This window comes from Streptomyces sp. NPDC093586, from assembly GCF_044764905.1.
GTDB lineage: Bacteria > Actinomycetota > Actinomycetes > Streptomycetales > Streptomycetaceae > Streptomyces.
Genome location: NZ_JBIWJA010000004.1, coordinates 23,235 through 39,378 on the forward strand (window position 1 = coordinate 23,235; position 16,144 = coordinate 39,378).

General features: G+C 74.9%; 16 protein-coding genes. 6 read left to right on the forward strand and 10 right to left on the reverse strand.

Going from position 1 to position 16,144, the window contains the following annotated elements; genetic code table 11:
* Nucleotides 1-169: 169 nt before the first annotated feature.
* From ACIRFH_RS05905 to ACIRFH_RS05925, 5 genes are all read right to left on the reverse strand, one after another.
* The gene (locus ACIRFH_RS05905) at nucleotides 170-373 is read right to left on the reverse strand and encodes a cold-shock protein (RefSeq protein ID WP_003975194.1); all 204 of its coding nucleotides are present in this window, start codon (nucleotides 371-373) and stop codon (nucleotides 170-172) included.
* A 191-nt stretch (nucleotides 374-564) separates the two neighbouring features.
* Complete coding sequence (locus ACIRFH_RS05910) at nucleotides 565-984, reverse strand: MerR family transcriptional regulator (protein ID WP_403517323.1); 420 nt, start codon at nucleotides 982-984, stop codon at nucleotides 565-567.
* 147 nt (nucleotides 985-1,131) lie between these two features.
* Entirely contained in the window at nucleotides 1,132-1,635 is a 504-nt protein-coding gene (locus ACIRFH_RS05915; RefSeq protein ID WP_403517324.1) for a hypothetical protein, read from the reverse strand.
* 118 nt (nucleotides 1,636-1,753) lie between these two features.
* Complete coding sequence (locus tag ACIRFH_RS05920; RefSeq protein WP_403517325.1) at nucleotides 1,754-2,776, reverse strand: hemolysin family protein; 1,023 nt, start codon at nucleotides 2,774-2,776, stop codon at nucleotides 1,754-1,756.
* A complete protein-coding gene (locus ACIRFH_RS05925) occupies nucleotides 2,773-4,161 on the reverse strand; it encodes a hemolysin family protein (protein WP_403517326.1) in 1,389 nt (462 codons plus the stop codon). Before ACIRFH_RS05925 ends, ACIRFH_RS05920 begins: the two co-directional genes overlap by 4 nt.
* A gap of 280 nt (nucleotides 4,162-4,441) precedes the next feature.
* Between ACIRFH_RS05925 and ACIRFH_RS05930 the strand changes: the two genes are divergently transcribed.
* Complete coding sequence (locus tag ACIRFH_RS05930; protein ID WP_403517327.1) at nucleotides 4,442-5,416, forward strand: sporulation protein; 975 nt, start codon at nucleotides 4,442-4,444, stop codon at nucleotides 5,414-5,416.
* A gap of 258 nt (nucleotides 5,417-5,674) precedes the next feature.
* Here ACIRFH_RS05930 and ACIRFH_RS05935 read toward each other — a convergent pair whose 3' ends face one another.
* Complete coding sequence (locus ACIRFH_RS05935) at nucleotides 5,675-7,108, reverse strand: peptidoglycan-binding protein (RefSeq protein ID WP_403517328.1); 1,434 nt, start codon at nucleotides 7,106-7,108, stop codon at nucleotides 5,675-5,677.
* A gap of 236 nt (nucleotides 7,109-7,344) precedes the next feature.
* On the opposite strand from ACIRFH_RS05935, the gene ACIRFH_RS05940 reads away from it, so the two are divergent.
* Nucleotides 7,345-8,310 (forward strand): peptidoglycan-binding protein, encoded by a 966-nt coding sequence (locus ACIRFH_RS05940; protein ID WP_403517329.1) that lies wholly within the window; start codon nucleotides 7,345-7,347, stop codon nucleotides 8,308-8,310.
* A 228-nt stretch (nucleotides 8,311-8,538) separates the two neighbouring features.
* Here ACIRFH_RS05940 and ACIRFH_RS05945 read toward each other — a convergent pair whose 3' ends face one another.
* On the reverse strand, nucleotides 8,539-10,164 hold the full coding sequence (locus tag ACIRFH_RS05945; RefSeq protein WP_403517330.1) for a right-handed parallel beta-helix repeat-containing protein: 1,626 nt from the start codon (nucleotides 10,162-10,164) through the stop codon (nucleotides 8,539-8,541).
* Between the two features lie 158 nt (nucleotides 10,165-10,322).
* On the opposite strand from ACIRFH_RS05945, the gene ACIRFH_RS05950 reads away from it, so the two are divergent.
* From ACIRFH_RS05950 to ACIRFH_RS05960, 3 genes are all read left to right on the forward strand, one after another.
* Nucleotides 10,323-10,691 carry a DUF6479 family protein gene (locus ACIRFH_RS05950; protein WP_403517331.1) on the forward strand — a complete coding sequence of 123 codons (369 nt, stop codon included), beginning with the start codon at nucleotides 10,323-10,325 and terminating at the stop codon, nucleotides 10,689-10,691.
* Between the two features lie 160 nt (nucleotides 10,692-10,851).
* A complete protein-coding gene (locus ACIRFH_RS05955) occupies nucleotides 10,852-11,208 on the forward strand; it encodes a hypothetical protein (RefSeq protein WP_403517332.1) in 357 nt (118 codons plus the stop codon).
* Nucleotides 11,199-11,360 (forward strand): hypothetical protein, encoded by a 162-nt coding sequence (locus ACIRFH_RS05960; RefSeq protein ID WP_403517333.1) that lies wholly within the window; start codon nucleotides 11,199-11,201, stop codon nucleotides 11,358-11,360. The genes ACIRFH_RS05955 and ACIRFH_RS05960 overlap by 10 nt, the downstream gene beginning before the upstream one ends.
* Before the next feature lie 47 nt (nucleotides 11,361-11,407).
* Here ACIRFH_RS05960 and ACIRFH_RS05965 read toward each other — a convergent pair whose 3' ends face one another.
* From ACIRFH_RS05965 to ACIRFH_RS05975, 3 genes are all read right to left on the reverse strand, one after another.
* Nucleotides 11,408-13,078 carry a glycoside hydrolase family 13 protein gene (locus tag ACIRFH_RS05965; protein WP_403517334.1) on the reverse strand — a complete coding sequence of 557 codons (1,671 nt, stop codon included), beginning with the start codon at nucleotides 13,076-13,078 and terminating at the stop codon, nucleotides 11,408-11,410.
* Between the two features lie 531 nt (nucleotides 13,079-13,609).
* A complete protein-coding gene (locus ACIRFH_RS05970) occupies nucleotides 13,610-14,317 on the reverse strand; it encodes a GAF and ANTAR domain-containing protein (protein WP_403517335.1) in 708 nt (235 codons plus the stop codon).
* Nucleotides 14,318-14,395: 78 nt separating this feature from the next.
* Complete coding sequence (locus tag ACIRFH_RS05975) at nucleotides 14,396-15,745, reverse strand: tetratricopeptide repeat protein (protein WP_403517336.1); 1,350 nt, start codon at nucleotides 15,743-15,745, stop codon at nucleotides 14,396-14,398.
* Nucleotides 15,746-15,860: 115 nt separating this feature from the next.
* Between ACIRFH_RS05975 and ACIRFH_RS05980 the strand changes: the two genes are divergently transcribed.
* Nucleotides 15,861-16,115, forward strand: a complete 255-nt coding sequence (locus ACIRFH_RS05980) for a hypothetical protein (protein WP_403517337.1) — start codon at nucleotides 15,861-15,863, stop codon at nucleotides 16,113-16,115.
* The last annotated feature ends 29 nt before the right edge of the window (nucleotides 16,116-16,144 follow it).

The window sequence follows — 16,144 nt, forward strand, 5'->3', positions numbered from 1 at the left end:
CCGCCCGTGGTCGGTGGGCGGGGACGCGTGGTCGCGTGGATCGCGGATCGAGCGGAGAGACGAGGCGGCGGCGGAGCGGGTTGTAAAGAAACGGCAAAGTCACCGGCGCCCGCACACGCATGAGGGCCCGCACCGAACGGTGCGGGCCCTCATGTGCGGTTCGCGCGTGTTACGCGGGAACGATGTTCTCCGCCTGCGGGCCCTTCTGGCCCTGCGTGACGTCGAAGTTCACCCGCTGGCCCTCCTGGAGCTCACGGAAGCCCTGGGTGGCGATGTTCGAGTAGTGGGCGAAGACGTCGGCGCCGCCGCCGTCCTGCGCGATGAAACCGAAGCCCTTTTCGGCGTTGAACCACTTCACGGTACCGGAAGCCATGTTTTTACTCCTAGGCAGTGCTGGAGGCCCGCACCGTGCGGGCCTGCTCATCGCTGCGATGATCACCTGCCCGGAAAACCGGTAACGCACATGGCAACCACAACTGCAACTGACGTCGAGACTAGCACGTAATTCCCCGGCGGCGCGGGCAGCAAATCACGGCGAAAATCACTGCGGGAATGGGAATGCAATTACCTTCCCGCCTGCCCGCGAATATCTGTTTCGCCGGTGTCAGATTTTCCCCCGCCGCCGCGGACGCCACCGCCGGTCCGCCCGGCCGTGCGGCGCAGTTCCTCGTTGAGGCGCAGCGCCTCCTCCAGATCGTCCTCGAGGCGGACGATGCGGCAGGCGGCCTCGATCGGCGTTCCCTGGTCGACCAGCTCGCGGGCCCGGGCGGCGCGGCGCAGTTGCCGGCGCGAGTACCGGCGGTGGCCGCCCTCCGACCGCGTCGGGCTGACCAGCCCCGCCTCGCCGAGTGCGCGGAGGAACCCGGGCGTGGCGCCGGTCAGCGCGGCCGCCCTGCCCATGGTGTACGCCGGGTAGTGATCGTCGTCGAGCCGGTCGGCGGCCTGTGTCCGCCCTTCGGCGTCCGGCCTGCTCTCCGGGGACATGCATACCTTCCCGCGGACCGCACAGGACACGATCCGCCGCGGGGAGTCCGGTTTCCCCGCACCTGAACTCTAGTCGCGCCGACCGGATACCTGCCGCGGCGAACACATATCCGGCCGGTGCGATCCCTGCCCCGCGCCCGCCGCGCGTCAGCCGACGGCCCACTCCCGGAGCAGTGCCGTCCGTTCCTGTCTGCCCCGGACGCGTCCCCCGACGAGGTCGTGGTGGCGGACGAGCAGGTCATCGACGGAGGCGCGGCCGTCGGCGAGCCGGGCGAGCAGGGCGCGGGAGAGCTCGTACTCCTCCGGCGTGTGGATCCCGCCGGGAACGGCCGCCAGGGCGCTCACCTCGGCGGACGCTCCGTCGGCGGTCTCCACCCGCACGGTGAAGGCCGGCGGCTGCTCCCCGTCGCCGCTCAGCAGCGGGAGCAGCGCGTCGAACGCCATCGTCACCAGTCGCCGCGCGGGGGTCCGTACGGCCACGTCGGCCACGTCGAGTCCCCGCACCTCGTCCCACCGCCAGGCCCTGCCCTCACCGAGCCCGAGGGTCTCGACCCCGTCCTTGGTCAGCCGGACCCCGGGCGCCGTACCGGTGGGCTCGGCGCCCACGTACACGCAGTCCTCGGTGATCCAGAACAGGCCGGCCATGGCCATGCGCGCCTCCCTGAGAGTGCCGAAAGGGGCGGGCGGACCGCGTCGGCCCGCCCGGTGCCATCAGGGAGGACGACCACGGCGACCGCGTGGTTCTCCGTGGCCGTGGCGAGGTGTCAGGTCACGACGCCACCGGCGCCGGTCCCACCAGTTCCGTCAGGACGTCCTCCATCGTCACGAAGCCCAGGACCGTGCCCGTCTCACCGGTGACCGCGGCCAGGTGGCTGTCCTCGGCGCGCAGGGCGGTGAGGGTGTCGTCGAGGGGGGTGTCGATGCGGACCCGCGTGACCCGGTGCAGGGCGCTGCGGGGGAAGGGGCGGTCGCGGTCGGCGAGGCCCAGGGTGTCCTTGATGTGCAGATAGCCGAGCACGGTGCCGCCGGGGCCGGTGACCGGGAAGCGGGAGTAGCCCGCCTCGGCGGCCAGGCGTTCCAGTTCGGCCGGGGTGACGGTGTGCGGGGCGGTGCGCATCCTGGGCGTGGGGACCAGGATCTCGCCGACCGGGCGGGTGCCCAGCTCCAGCGCGTCGCGCAGGCGCTCGCCGTCGGCCGGGGTCAGCAGCCCGGCCTCGCTGGAGTCGACGACCATGCGGGCCAGCTGGTCGTCGGTGAAGACGGCCTCGACCTCGTCCTTCGGTTCCACCCGCAGCAGCCTGAGCAGCGCGTTGGCGAAGGCGTTGATGCCGAAGACGACCGGCTTCAGGGCCCGGGTGAGGGCGACCAGCGGCGGGCCGAGGACCAGCGCGGTGGTCGCGGGGGCGGCCAGCGCGATGTTCTTCGGGATCATCTCGCCGATCAGCATGTGCAGATAGGTCGCGAGGGCCAGGGCGATGGCGAAGGCCACGGGGTGGACCAGCGCGTGCGGCATGCGGACGGCCTCGAAGGCCGGCTCCATCAGGTGCGCGATGGCCGGTTCCGCGACCGCGCCGAGCACCAGGGAGGAGACCGTGATGCCGAGCTGGGCCGTCGCCATCATCGCCGACAGGTGTTCCAGGCCCCACAGGGTCATCCGGGCCCGCTTGTCGCCCGCCTCGGCGCGCGGCTCGATCTGGCTGCGGCGCACGGAGATCAGGGCGAACTCGCCGCCGACGAAGAAGGCGTTGGTCAGCAGCGTCAGGGCGCCGACGACGAGCTGGACGACGGTCATCGGACCGCCTCCGGCTCCCGGCGGGACGACCGGCCGGCGGCCACCGGCCCCGCCTGCTCCACCGGCTGCGCGGCCGGTTCCGGCCGGGCGGGGGCGGTGATGCGCAGGCGGTCGGCGCGGTGGTGGTCGACGTCCAGGACCTCCAGGTGCCAGCCGTCCAGGTCGATGACGTCACCCTCGGCGGGGATGCGCGCCAGACGGGTGGCGACGAGACCGGCCAGGGTCTCGTAGGGGCCGTCCGGCGTGCTCAGGCCGATCGCCGCGAGCCGGTCCGGCCGGAGCGAGCCGTCGGCCTCCCAGGCCGCGCGGCCGTCCGCCCGGGCGGGGGCGGGCAGCAGGTCGGGCACCTCGACGGGGTCGTGCTCGTCGCGCACCTCGCCGACGACCTCCTCCACGATGTCCTCGACGGTCGCCACGCCCGCCGTGCCGCCGTACTCGTCGATGACGACGGCCATGGTGCGGGCCTTGCGCATGCGCTCCAGGAGGCGGTCGGCGGGCAGGCTGTCCGGCACCAGGAGCGGCGCGGTGGCCAGCTCGGTGACCGGGGTGGCCGCGCGCCGCCCGGGCTCCAGGGCCAGCACGTCGCGGATGTGGACGGTGCCGACGACCTCGTCCAGGCTGTCCCGGTAGACCGGGAAGCGGGACAGGCCGGTGGCGTGGGAGAGGACGGCCGCGTCCGCGGCGGTGGCACGGGCCTCCAGGGCCTTGACGTCCACGCGCGGGGTCATGACGTTCTCCGCGGTCAGCTCGCTCAGGTGCAGGGTGCGCACGAACAGCTCGGCGGAGTCCGCCTCCAGGGCGCCCTCGGCGGCCGAGTGCCGGGCGAGCGCGACCAGCTCCTCGGGGCTGCGGGCGGAGGCCAGTTCCTCGGCCGGTTCCAGGCCGAGGCGGCGGACGAAACGGTTCGCCGTGTCGTTCAGGTGCCGGATGAAGGGGCCGAACGCGGCGGTGAAGCCGCGCTGCGGACCGGCGACGGCCTTGGCGACCGCCAGCGGGCTGGAGATCGCCCAGTTCTTGGGGACCAGCTCGCCGACGACCATCAGGACGACGGTGGAGACGGCCACGCCGAGCACGGTCGCCACCGTGGAGGCGGCGCCGCCCAGGCCGAGCGCCGTCAGCGGGCCGCGCAGCAGCACCGCGAGCGACGGCTCGGCGAGCATGCCGATGACCAGCGAGGTCACGGTGATGCCGAGCTGGGCGCCGGAGAGCTGGAGGGTCAGGCCGCGGACGGCTCTCAGGGCGCCGTCCGCGCCGCGCTCGCCGGACTCGGCGGCACGCTCCAGGTCACCGCGCTCGACGGTGGTGAGGGAGAACTCGGCCGCGACGAAGAGCGCGCAGGCCAGGGTGAGGAGGAGGGCCAGCAGGAGCAGCAGGACCTCGGTCACCGCTCCACCCCGCTTCCCTCACGCGCGTACGGGGGGACCGGCGGGCCGTCCGTGCTGGTACGGCCGGTACTGGGGGGCTCCATTGCGGAACGGGACTCCTTAACGGGGTCGGTGGGGCGGCGCGTCCGCCCGAGGTTTCCCTCATAGGGTAAAGGACGAGCAAAGAGGGCGGGGAGCCCTCGGGCCCCTATGCTTCTACTCGTTTGTAGAGAACTGCCGGCCGATGCCGGTTGTTCCCGCACATGTTCCCCAGCACGAACGTGAAGGAGTGGACGCCTCGATGGTGTTCAAGCGGCTGCTCGGTTCCCTCGGCGTGGGCGGGCCCACGGTGGACACGGTCCTCGATCCGGGAGCTGCCCGGCCGGGCGGCGCGCTGTCGGGCCGGGTCGACCTCGTCGGCGGCAGCGCGGATTTCGACGTCGAGCACATCTGCCTGGAGCTGGTGGCCCGGGTCGAGGCCGAGCACGCGGACGGGGAGAGCGAGGGCGTCGTCGCCTTCGACCGGTTCACCGTCGGCGGCGGCTTCCGGCTCGCCGCCTCGGAGCGGCACAGCGTGCCCTTCACGGTGACGCTGCCCTGGGAGACCCCGGTCACCGAGCTGCACGGGCAGCCGCTGGGCGTCGTCCTCGGCGTGCGCACCGAACTGGCGGTCGCCGGCGCCCGGGACAAGGGCGACCTCGACCCGCTGGCCGTGGCGCCCCTGCCCGCGCAGGAGGCCGTCCTGGAGGCGCTCGGGCAGCTCGGTTTCGGCTTCCGCTCGGCCGACCTGGAGTACGGCCGCATCGGCGGCACCGGGCAGCAGCTGCCCTTCTACCAGGAGATCGAGCTCGTTCCGGCCCCGCAGTACGCCCACCAGGTCAACGAGATCGAGCTGACCTTCCTGGCCTCGCCGGGCGGGCTGGAGGTGGTCCTGGAGGCGGACAAGCGCGGAGGACCGCTCGGGGGCGGACACGACGCCCTGAGCCGTTTCACCGTCGCGCACGAGGGGGCCGCGGCACAGGACTGGGGCGCCCTCGTCGACGGCTGGATCCGTGAACTCGTCGAGCACCGGGCGTCCTACGGCTCCCACGCCGTGTACGGGCACGGGGGCGGCCACGGACACGAGCCGGGGCACCACTCCGGCCCGGGCGTCGGCACCGCCGTCGCGGCGGGCGCGGCCGGGCTCGCGGTGGGCGTCGTCGGCGGCATGGTGGCGGCCGAGGTCGTCGACGAGATCGGGGACTTCTTCGAGGGCGACGAGGACGAGGAGGGGTGAGCGGCGGCTCCGGCACGGACGGGCGGGCCGCCGCCCGTGCCGCCTGCTCCGTCCCGGCCGGCCGCCGCACGGGCCGGGCCGCCGACGGCCCGGCCGCGCCGACCGGGGCATCGGAACGTTCCGGAAAACGGACGCCGTAGCGCTCATCCCTGCTCGGACCCGCCCCGGGCCCCGGCCCGCCGGCCGGGTGCCGCGCGACTGCGGGGTGTCCCGGGAGCGGGCCGTCGGGCCGGTGGGGGGTCAGTGGCCGGTGGGGGGTCAGTGGCCGCAGGCGGGTTCGGGGTGGTCGAGGTACTTCCAGGTGTCCGGTCCGACCTTGCCGTCGGCGGTGATGCCGGAGCAGCGCTGGACGGCCTTGACGCCGGCCTCGGTCTCGGGGCCGAACTTGCCGTCCTCCTCGAGGCGGTAACCGTAGTTGTGGTTGAGGAGGCACTGGACCTGTCCGACGTTGGTGCCGACCATGCCTTCGGCCAGGACCACCCTGCGGTTGGGCTTGTAGTGGGCGCACGCGGTGCGCCCTTCCTCGCCGAGCGACGACGCGGCCGTCGTCGGGGCCGTGGTGGTCGGGGCCCGGGAACCGGAGGGGCCTTCGTCCTGCGGCGCCCGGCCGGCCGGGGGAGCAGTGGTCCCGGTGCCGGACGACGCCCCGGGGGCGGGGGACCCGCCGTCGCCGGGGCCGGTGGCGGGGAGGTCCTGCGGCTTCCCGTCGCTTCCCGCCGCCGGCGGGGCACCGGAGGGCCGGGCCGTGTCCTGGGGCGATTCCTCGTCGCCCGTGTCACCGCCCTCGTCGGTGTCGTCGGTGTCGTCGGTGTCGTCGGTGTCGTCGGAGAGGGTTCCGCCGGTGGCCCGGGGGGACGCGGTGTCGTTCTTGTCCGAGTCGGGCATGGCGGCCCAGCGTCCGATGACGAGGACCCCGGTGAGTGCCAGGAGAGTGACCAGCAGCTTGGTGGTCCTCCTGGACCTGGTGGCGGGGGCCGGTACGGGGGCCGGGCGGCCGGCGCCGGCCTTCTCCCCGGCCGGCGCACCGGCGGGCCGAACGGCGATCTGCTCACCGCCGGCCGCGGGCTGCCCGCCGGTCCCCGCGGCGCCCGAGACCCGCGACGGGGAAGCACCGGCCGCCGGCTCTGCGGGGCGGTCCTCCGCCCGGGCCGCCGGGCCGGACGGAACAGCGGAAGTGGCCTTGGCCGCCGTGGTGGCGTCGGGGCGTCCGGACGGCGCGGCGGACGGCATCGGCTCGGCCGGGGCAGGCCCGGTCACGGCGCCGTCGAGGGCGTCGCCCTTCGAGGGGCTGGATGCCGCCGCGGTGGCGGAGGCGACGGAGCTGTCCGGACCGGCCGGATCAGCGGCTGTCGCAGTCGGCGGGGTGGCCGTGTCCTCGCCGTCCGCCGGCGCCGGCGGGACGGCGTCCGCTGCCGCGGCCCGCTTGAGTGCCGCGTCGGCGGCCTCCCACAATCCCACCAGGTGCTGCGCTTCGAGCCGGGGGCGTCTGCTGAGCCGCTCGATCTCCTTGCGGGGCGGGAAGGACTCCCCCTTCAGCACCCGGTTCCAGGTCGACCGGGAGATCTCGCTGTCGTGGGCGAGGGCGGTCAGGGAGAGTTGCTTCTCCTCCTTGATCCGCACCAGTTCGGCCCGCAGGGCCTCGACCTCCGCCGGTGGATTGCCTCTTCGGCGGTCCTTGTCCTCGGACAGCACGCGTCCCCCTCGACACGATCACGGGAAACCGCGCGTTCCACCCCTCCTGTTTCCCCAGGTCACAGGCCATACGGAACGACTGGAACACGCGGAACGACTGGAACAGTGGATCAGGCTACCGATGGAACGGCGGTACCCCGAATCTTCACCTCGTCAGCGCCGCCCCCAGGCGGCGACACCGCTCCCGCGCCTCCCTCACCAGCGGGAGGCGCGGGCCACGCGATCGAAGGATGAAGATGCGCAAGAACGCCAGGAACCTCCTGCTCCAGGGCCTCGCGGCCGTGCTCCTCGCCGGCGGCGCGCTCGGCGCGGTGAACGCCACCGGCGACGAGGCCGACGCCTCGCCGAAGCCGGGCCCGCGCAGCGGCTCCCACGCCACCCCCCTCAAGACGGTGTGGCCGACGCTGAGGACCGGCTCCAGGGGCACCGACGTCCTCACCGCCCAGCACCTGCTCGCCGCCCGCGGACACCGCCTCACCGCCGACGGCGTCTTCGGCCGGAGGACCGCCAAGGCGGTGAGGGACTTCCAGACCCGCTCCGGCCTGAAGGCCGACGGTGTCGTCGGGCCGAGGACCTGGAGCAGGCTCACCGCCCTCACCGTCGCCCCCGGTGCCCGGGGTCAGGCGGTCAAGGCCCTCCAGGTCCAGCTCGGCGTGAGGGCCGACGGCGTCTTCGGCAAGAAGACGAGGGCCGCCGTCAGCGGCTTCCAGAAGAAGAACCGCCTCGCGGCCGACGGCGTCGTCAGGCCGGCGACCTGGCACCGGATCGTCGCCGGCACCACCTCCGGCATCCCCGCGTCGGGTCGCGACGTCCGCCTGGACCACCGGCTGGCTCTCCGGCAGCTCGCCGCCGCCGGCATCAAGGCCCCCGTCGGCCGCACCTCCCTCGACGGCGTCCGCGCCCGCACCGTCCAGGGCGTCATCGCCCTGAAGAAGGCCAGCCGCTGCACCGTCACCATCACCGGCGGCACCGAGTCCGGCCACAGCAACGGCACGTACTCCCACGCCAAGGGCTACAAGCTCGACCTGCGCACCCGCGACGAGGGCCGCTGCGTCACCAACTGGATCAAGACCACCCAGCGCAAGGGCAAGCCCCGCGGCAACGACCCCCGCTGGTACGGCACCCTCGACGGCATCTCCGCCGAGTACGTCTACGAGACCCCCCGCAACGGCGGCATCCACTGGGACATCACCTTCAAGTAGGCCCGTCTCCTGCCCCACCGGCGGCCCGGGCGGAAGGGGGCGTACGCCTCGCAGGGGTCTTCGTCGGCCTCTCCGCGCCCGCGCCGTCCGGCGGGGCGGGGCCGACGCCGTCCGGCGGGGCGGGGCCGGCGCCGGCCACCGGCGCGGTGACCGGTACGGCGGTCCGGAACGCGGTGGCCGCGCTGCGGGCCGCCGTGACGCACCGGGGCGGTCGCCCGGCGGGGGTGCTCAGCGGTCGTTGTCCCGCCAGCGTCCGCCGCCCGGGGCCGAGTCGAAGCGGGTGGCCGCCGAGGCGTTGCCGCTGAAGTCGTTGCCGGAGACCCGGCCGCCGGTCCAGGTGGCCTCGTGCGCGATCCACAGGGCGTGGGTCTGGGTGCGGGGGTGCCCGTCGTCGCGGACGCGGTTGCCGTGCACGTACGGGTGGGTCACGGCGGCCGCCGCGGTGATGCCGGAGCGTGGTGACGGGGCGCCCGGGAGGCGGTAGGCGGTGCCGGGGGCGGGGGTGCCGTCGGGCCAGGCCGTGGTGGCGCCGGGGCGCTCGGGGGCGAGGACCAGCTCGGTGGCGGTGTTGCCGGCGACCACGGCGGTGACCGCGTCGCTCCCGTCGCCGACCGTCAGCTCCTTGCCGCGGTGGCCGCCCGGGAGCCAGTCGGCGTTCTCGTCGGTCAGGGACAGCGGCCCGAAGCGCACCCCCGTACCGCCTCCGTGCGCCGCCGGAGCGGCGCAGCGGCCGTTGCCGCGGATCCGGTTGCCGAAGAACGCCGGCTCGTGCAGCGGGGCGTCGACGCGGATGCCGTCCAGGCCGTTGCCGTGGACGTCGTTGGACTCCAGGACGATGTCCGTGGACGGCTCCTGGTCGCCGCCGGCGAGGTTGTGCTGCCAGTAGCCGTGGCGGCCGTTGCCGCTGACGCGGTTGCCGTGGAAGGCGTAGGGGCCCGGGGTGTTGCCGAGCGCGATCCCGTCGCGCAGGTTGCCGTCGATCACGCACCCGGTGACGATGCCGCCCCGGCCGCCGACCGAGGTCGTGCCCTGCGCGGACACGTCGAACCCGGCCACGTGGTTGCCGAGCATCGTGCAGGAGGTGACCTGCAGTCCGTCGGCGCCCCAGTCGGAGATGCCGTAGCGGTTGTCCTCGGTGTGGCAGGCGGTGACGCGGATGCCGCGGGGCGGCGGCCAGTCCTCCTGCTGGAGCTCCAGGAAGATCCCGTTGGTGCCGTTGCCGGTCGCGGTGCACGCGGTGACCGTCAGCCGTTCCACCGGGCCCCAGCCGCCGACGCCGATCCCGATGCCCGCGCCGCCCATCTTCTCGCCGGGGTCCTGCCGCCCGCACCGCTCGGCCAGCACGCCCTCGACGACTGTGTCCTGGAGGAAGTCGCAGCCGAAGCCGGTGGCGGCGGTGTCGTGGATGTACAGGTCGGTGAAGCGCCCGCGCAGCACGTACTGCAGCCCGAGGCCCTTGGCCAGGGGGTCGTACTCCTCCGTCTCCACCCCGGACCCGTCGATCTCGAAGTGCGCGAAGGTGACGTCGGCGATGTGGTGGCCCCGGTCGGCGCCGTGCTGGGCCGTGGTGAACCACGCCAGCGGGACGGGCTGCGCGGGGGCGCCGGGGTTGGCGAGGACGAAGCAGGTCGCCCCCCGGCCGGCGCCGACGAGCGAGACACCGCTGCGCCAGCGCACGGGCCGGTCCCGGACCAGGTGGCGCCCGGCGGGCACGTGGATCGTGCGCGGCCGCCCGTCGGCGGCGGTGGCGTCACCGAGCGCGTCCACCAGCTTCTGCAGCGCCGGCCCGTCGTCGGTGGTGCCGTCCCCGGCCAGACCGTGTGCGTGGGCGTCGACCGTCAACGGCGCAGTCATCCGCGCGCTCCTTCCGCCAGTGACGCTCCGGCGGCGTGCCGCTCACCGGCGCACCGCCGCTCGTTGCGACCGGGTACCAGGGCGCCGCCGACCTCAATCACCAGGGCATACGGGACATAGCAGGCGCTTTATTCCAAATGGGGGTACATAATCAGAACATGAGTACGGCAACGTATGAACTGCTGGCAGCCTCGGACGCGCTCAACATGACCGCGGCCTTCATCGGCGGGCTGGTGGTCGCCGGCGCCCTGATCCTGGCCGTGCGGCTCGGCATGAGCTCCATGGAGCGGGAATCGCCCCGCCCCCGGCCCGACGAACAGACCCGCCTCCCCGCCACCGGCCCCGTCCGCGAGGAACGGGAGGTACGGGAACCGGACGAGATCCCGCTGAACACCGACGGGAGCCCACGGCTGATGCCGTACCAGCTCCATCACGCGGGCAGCCGGCGAGGAGCGGACCAGAACCGGCGGCGCTGGCTGCCGGGATCGAGCGGCTCCTTCGGCAGCGGCAGCCCGGGTCGCATCTGACCCTCCGACACCCTCCGCCCCCATGCCCCGGCGGCCCCGCCGGGGCATGGGGGCGGGCCCCGTCCGGACGAGCACCGGCGTGCGGTCCGGTGCCGGGGCGCCTCGACTGTCAGGGACCCCGCGTGTCCTCGCGGGCGCGGACGAGGTCCCTGGAGGCGACATGGTCGGTCCCCGGGCACGCCGGACGGTGGCGGTGACGGTACTGGCGGCCGCCGCGCCGACGGGCTGCTCCGACGACGGCGACGGCGACGGCGACGGCGTCGCGCCCACGGGCCCCGCGAGCGCCGCGGCCGGCCGGGCCGCGTCGGCCGCGTCCTCGCTCGCCTCCGAGGACGCGGACACCCTGGCCTCGGCGACGGCGGAGGCCGGACGGTGGGTGGAGGACATCACGGCGGGCACCGACGTCGAGGGCGACGTGCGGGCGGGGCGCCGAAGACCGACGCCGACGGGCGCGCCACGGCCCGGATCACCGTCCACAACACCGCGGACACGACGAAGTCCTTCGCGGTGCAGGTGAATCCCACCAGCCCCGACGGCACCCTGCTCGACACGGTCGTCGTCACCGTGGACGACGTTCCCGTCGGCCGGTCCGACGACGCCACCGCCCGCAGCAGCCACGGCCGGTCCGGGGACGTGCGGGCGGTGGTGGCCCGCGCGGTGCGCTACTGAGGGGCCGCGCGGCCCGCGCGAGGCGGGCCGCGCGGGGTACGCCTCCGCTACCTCACCAGCCACGCCGTCGTGTCCGGCCCCAGTCGGCCGTCCTCCAGGGGCACGCTGGTCAGCACCACCTCGCCCGCCGGCAGGTCGACCGGCGCGCCGGAGAGGTTGGTGACGCAGCGCCAGCCCTCCGAGCGGTCGAACTGGAGCACCCCGGGCGGCACGTCGTCGGCCCAGGCCAGCGACTCGCCGTCGAGCAGCTTGCGGCGCAGCCGCAGGGCCGTGCGGTACAGCTCCAGGGTCGAGCCCGCCACCCCGTCCTGGGCCTGGACGGAGTACTCCGCGAAGCGCGGCGGCTGCGGCAGCCAGGCCGCGCCCGCGCCGAAGCCGTACGACGGTCCGCTCGTCGTCCACGGCAGCGGCACCCGGCATCCGTCGCGGCCCTTGCGGACGTGCCCGGTCTGCTCCCAGATCGGGTCCTGGAGCACCTCGGTGGGCAGGTCGGCCACCTCGGGCAGGCCGAGTTCCTCGCCCTGGTAGACGTAGGCCGAGCCGGGCAGCGCCAGCATCAGCAGCGTCGCCGCGCGGGCCCGGCGCAGGCCCGCCCGCTCGTCGACCGCCGGGGCCCGGCCGCCGGACAGCAGCCAGGCGTCCGTGTCGGTGCCGGGCGGCAGGACCAGCCGGGAGGCGTGGCGGACCACGTCGTGGTTGGACAGCACCCAGGTCGCGGAGGCGCCGGCGGCGTGCGCGTCGGCCAGCGAACCGGCGATGATCCCGCGCAGCTCGTCCGCGTCCCAGCGGCCCTGGAGGTACTCGAAGTTGAAGGCCTGGCCCAGCTCGTCCGGGCGGGCGTACAGCGCGCGCCGGGCGCCCGGGACCCAGGCCTCGGCCACGGCCGTGCGGGGCGGGCTGTAGGCGTCGAGGATCTTTCGCCAGTCGCGGTAGACCTCGTGCACGTCGTCGCGGTCGTAGAAGGGGTGGGTGCCCGGGGCGAACTCGGTGAGCGCGGCCTCGCTGCTCAGCTCGGGGGCGCCGAGGTCGCGCAGCGGCTCGGTGAGGTCCTTGACCAGGGCGTGGGCCACGTCGACGCGGAAGCCGTCGACGCCGCGGTCGCACCAGAACTTCAGCGTGGTGCGGAAGTCGGCGCGGACCTGCTCGTTCTCCCAGTTCAGGTCGGGCTGCTGGGGGGCGAAGAGGTGCAGGTACCACTGGCCGTCCGGCACCCGCTGCCAGGCGCTGCCGCCGAAGACGGACTGCCAGTCGGTGGGCGGGAGCTCGCCGTGCGCGCCGCGGCCGTCCCGGAAGACGTAGCGGTCGCGGGCGGCGGAGCCGGGGCCCGCCTCCAGGGCCTCGCGGAACCAGGCGTGGCGGTGCGAGGTGTGGTTGGGGACCAGGTCGACGATCACCTTCAGGCCGAGGCGGTGGGCCTCGGCGACCAGGGCGTCGAAGTCGTCCAGGGTGCCCAGGCGCGGGTCGACGTCGCGGTGGTCGTCGACGTCGTAGCCGCCGTCGGCCAGCTCGGACGGGTAGAACGGGCTGAGCCACAGGGCGTCGACGCCCAGGGCGGCCAGGTGGGTCAGGCGCTGGGTGATGCCCCGCAGGTCGCCGAGCCCGTCGCCGTCGGCGTCGGCGAAGCTGCGGGGGTAGATCTGGTAGATGACGGCCTGCCGCCACCAGTTGGGGTCCTTGGACGACAGGTCGGGCGTGCTGGTGGTGCTGCGTACGGTCACGCGGTCTCCTTCGCGATGCGTGCGGGCGACACGAATAGATCTGTCCACATCACCCCAAAAGTGAACGCGCGGGCGGCGGGACGCGCCGGTGACCGGGGCCCTGTCCCCGGTCACCGGCGCGTCCCGGGCGTCCTGGCGTTCGACCGCGGTCAGGTCCAGGCCCACGCAGCGGGCCACGCCGGCGCCCGACGCCACACCCACGAGCCGCTGTTCGCGGGCGCCCTCGTGGATCTCGGACCCGCCGGGGCGGGCTTCCCCGGCGGGGGCCGCACGCCAGGGGGCGACGCACGGTACGGCGGCGGGGACGGCGCAGGCGTGCCCCCGCCGCGTCGGGTCGCTGGTGCCGCGGCAGGCGACGTTCGCCCGGTGAGGAGCGGCGTCCGGCGCGTGCTCTGGGGGTCCCCCCGGCCGGAGGCTGGGGGAGTGCCGGCCGGAGGCCCTCGTACTGGACGTACTCGGGCGTTCGTCCGGTGCGGCGTCCGGGGGAGCGTGCCGGGCGTCGCGACGGGACGCACGTCGCCTGCCGCGGCACTAGTCGTCGAGGTCGAAGCGGTGCCGGTGGGCGAGGACGTCGCGGGCGACGTCGTGGGCGGTGCGGCCCCGGGCGAAGGCCGCGCCGCGCAGCCGGGCCAGGGCCTCGTCGGAGCCGACGCCCAGCTGGGCCATGATCATGCCGACGGCCCGGTAGACCTCGTCGTGGTCGCCGGCCAGCCCGCTCAGCCAGGCGTCCTCCCCGCCCCTGACGTCGTACTCCGCCCCGCGCGGCAGCGCCATCAGGGCCGTGGTCATGACGCCGGCCAGGAGCCGGGCCGTGTTCAGCTCGGGCCCGGAGAGTCCACCGGGGGTGTCGCGGTAGAGGTCGAGGGTGCCGACGCACACCGTGTCGCTGCCCAGCGGCAGCGCGTAGACGGCGCTCACGCCGACGGCCGTCGCCTGCTGGGCGAAGACGGGCCAGCGGTCGGCGTCGGCTCCGGAGCGCAGATCGCGGGCGAGCACCGGGGCGCCCGTCGCGGCGGCCAGCACACACGGTCCGTCGCCCAGGGTGGCCTGGATCTCCGCGAGGTACGAGGCACGGTCGTTGCTGGCGCACAACCGGACCGGGAGGCCGTCACCGCCGCGCAGCGACGCGCTCGCACCGCACACCGGCAGCAGCCTGACCGCGACCGCGCACAGCCGTTCCGGCACCGCGGCGGCACGCCCGCCGTCCGGGGACCATCGGGAGTCGTCGCCGGGCAGCACGCCCACCGCCTCCTTCGCTCATGTGGCGGGAAGCCCGACTACCCGTGACCGGCCGGCGGAAACCGGGACGTCCGGTCCCTACAGCGGAGGCTGCGCGGGCGCCGGGCCCAGGGTGGTCGTGCCGGGTGCCGTGCGGTGCCCGAGGCCGGTGCGGTAGGCGTCCAGGGCCGCCTCCACCCGGCCGGTGCGGCGCAGCAGGTCGCCCAGCAGCCGGCACAGGTCGGCCAGGTCACCGGCCGCGCCCGCCCGCTCCAGCAGGCTCAGCGCGCGCACGTAGTGCTCCTCGGCGGCCTCGGTGTCGCCGGCGTCCTCGGCGATGATGCCGAGCAGCCGGTGCGCGCCCGCGGCGTGCACGGCGCCGCGCTCGGAGGACAGGTCGTCCAGCACCCCGCGCAGCAGCTCGGCGGCCTCCCCGGACTTGCCGCGCCGGTGCAGGACGTCGGCCAGCTCGACGGCGACCTGGCTGCTGTAGAGGGCGGCACGGGTGGCGGACAGCATGCCCAGGGCCTGCCGCATCTCCTCCTCCGCGCGCGGCAGTTCGCCGTTCTGGGCGCAGACGTAGCCGCGCATCCAGTGGCAGTTGGCCAGCTCGGTGCGCAGCTGCAGCGTGCGGTACAGCTCGGCCGCCTTGGCCAGGGAGGCGTCCGCCTCGGCGAGGCGGCCCTCGGCGAGCAGCGTGCGGGCGACGGAGCGGTGCATGCGGGCCACCAGCGCCGGGTCGCCGGCCCGGGGCGCGAGGGCGAGGGCCAGTTCGGCGGCCTGGGCGGCCCGCGCGTGCGCGCCCATGTCCATGTACGGGCCGATGACGCTGGCGTAGAGCAGCAGCAGCGCGTCGGGGTCGTGCAGGCCACCGCGGTTCAGCTCGTCGAGGGTGGACTCCAGGAGGTAGACGGCGTACCGGAGTTCGCCGGCGAGGTAGTGGGTGAGGGCCCGGCCGCGCAGGGCCGGGGCCCGGGCCGGCAGCGGCGCGCCGGCGTCGGACAGGCACTCCTCGGCCCGCTCGAAGTACCGTCGGCCACCCACCAGATCGCCGGCCTCCACCGCGCACTCACCGAGCCCGAGCAGCGCCTCGGCCCGCTCCTCGGGCAGCTCGTACGCCTCGGCCTCGGCGAGCAGCTCGCCGTACTGCCCGGCCGCCTGTTCGGCGGCGCCGGTGGCGAGCGTGCGCCGCGCCTCGGTGAGCCGCAGCCGCAGGTCGGTGGCGAGCCGTGCCGGACGGCCGGTGACCAGCTCCTCGTAGTCGACGCCGAGCCGCTCGGCGAGGTACCGCAGCGCCTCGTCGGAGGGGCGGACGCGGCCGGACTCCAGGGTGGAGACGTAGGCGGGCGTGTACGCCGGTTCGGCGAGCTGCCGCTGCGTCATCCCGCGCTCGGTCCGCAGCCGCTGCACCCGGCGTCCGATCGTCACCCGGTCTTCACGGTCCCCCACTGCCAACTCCCCCTGCGCCTCTTGCCGTTCGGCTCGGACGGCCCTAGGTTAAATTGCGGATTAAACGTGTTTAACAACGTCTGACAGCCTCCCACACCTTTCCCCAGAGGACGCCGTGCTCGACCGCATCCGCATCGCCCTGGGGGTACCCCCCAGGCCCTCCAGGCACTGGGGGAGGTACGCCAGGGGCCTCGCCGCCGCCCTCGTGGCCGTGGCCGTCCTGGGCCTGGCCGGCAACACGGGCCCGGCCCGGTCGGCGGGGGATCCCCCGGAGGGCGGGAGCGTCCGGGTGGGGGAGGCCGGCGACCCGCTCGTGCCGGACGTCCGGGCGGACGAGGACGCGCGGGTGCCGCGGCCCGGCCCCGGCTGATCCACGGTGGCGGGAGGGGTGTCCCCGCC

Excerpts from the sequence above, each read along its gene's own strand:
- ACIRFH_RS05905 (WP_003975194.1), bottom strand. The coding sequence starts at position 373 with ATGGCTTCCGGTACCGTGAAGTGGTTCAACGCCGAAAAGGGCTTCGGT.
- ACIRFH_RS05955 (WP_403517332.1), top strand. The coding sequence starts at position 10,852 with ATGGTCGGTCCCCGGGCACGCCGGACGGTGGCGGTGACGGTACTGGCG.
- ACIRFH_RS05940 (WP_403517329.1), top strand. The coding sequence starts at position 7,345 with ATGCGCAAGAACGCCAGGAACCTCCTGCTCCAGGGCCTCGCGGCCGTG.
- ACIRFH_RS05910 (WP_403517323.1), bottom strand. The coding sequence starts at position 984 with ATGTCCCCGGAGAGCAGGCCGGACGCCGAAGGGCGGACACAGGCCGCC.
- ACIRFH_RS05915 (WP_403517324.1), bottom strand. The coding sequence starts at position 1,635 with ATGGCCATGGCCGGCCTGTTCTGGATCACCGAGGACTGCGTGTACGTG.
- ACIRFH_RS05945 (WP_403517330.1), bottom strand. The coding sequence starts at position 10,164 with ATGACTGCGCCGTTGACGGTCGACGCCCACGCACACGGTCTGGCCGGG.
- ACIRFH_RS05930 (WP_403517327.1), top strand. The coding sequence starts at position 4,442 with ATGGTGTTCAAGCGGCTGCTCGGTTCCCTCGGCGTGGGCGGGCCCACG.
- ACIRFH_RS05950 (WP_403517331.1), top strand. The coding sequence starts at position 10,323 with ATGAGTACGGCAACGTATGAACTGCTGGCAGCCTCGGACGCGCTCAAC.
- ACIRFH_RS05920 (WP_403517325.1), bottom strand. The coding sequence starts at position 2,776 with ATGACCGTCGTCCAGCTCGTCGTCGGCGCCCTGACGCTGCTGACCAAC.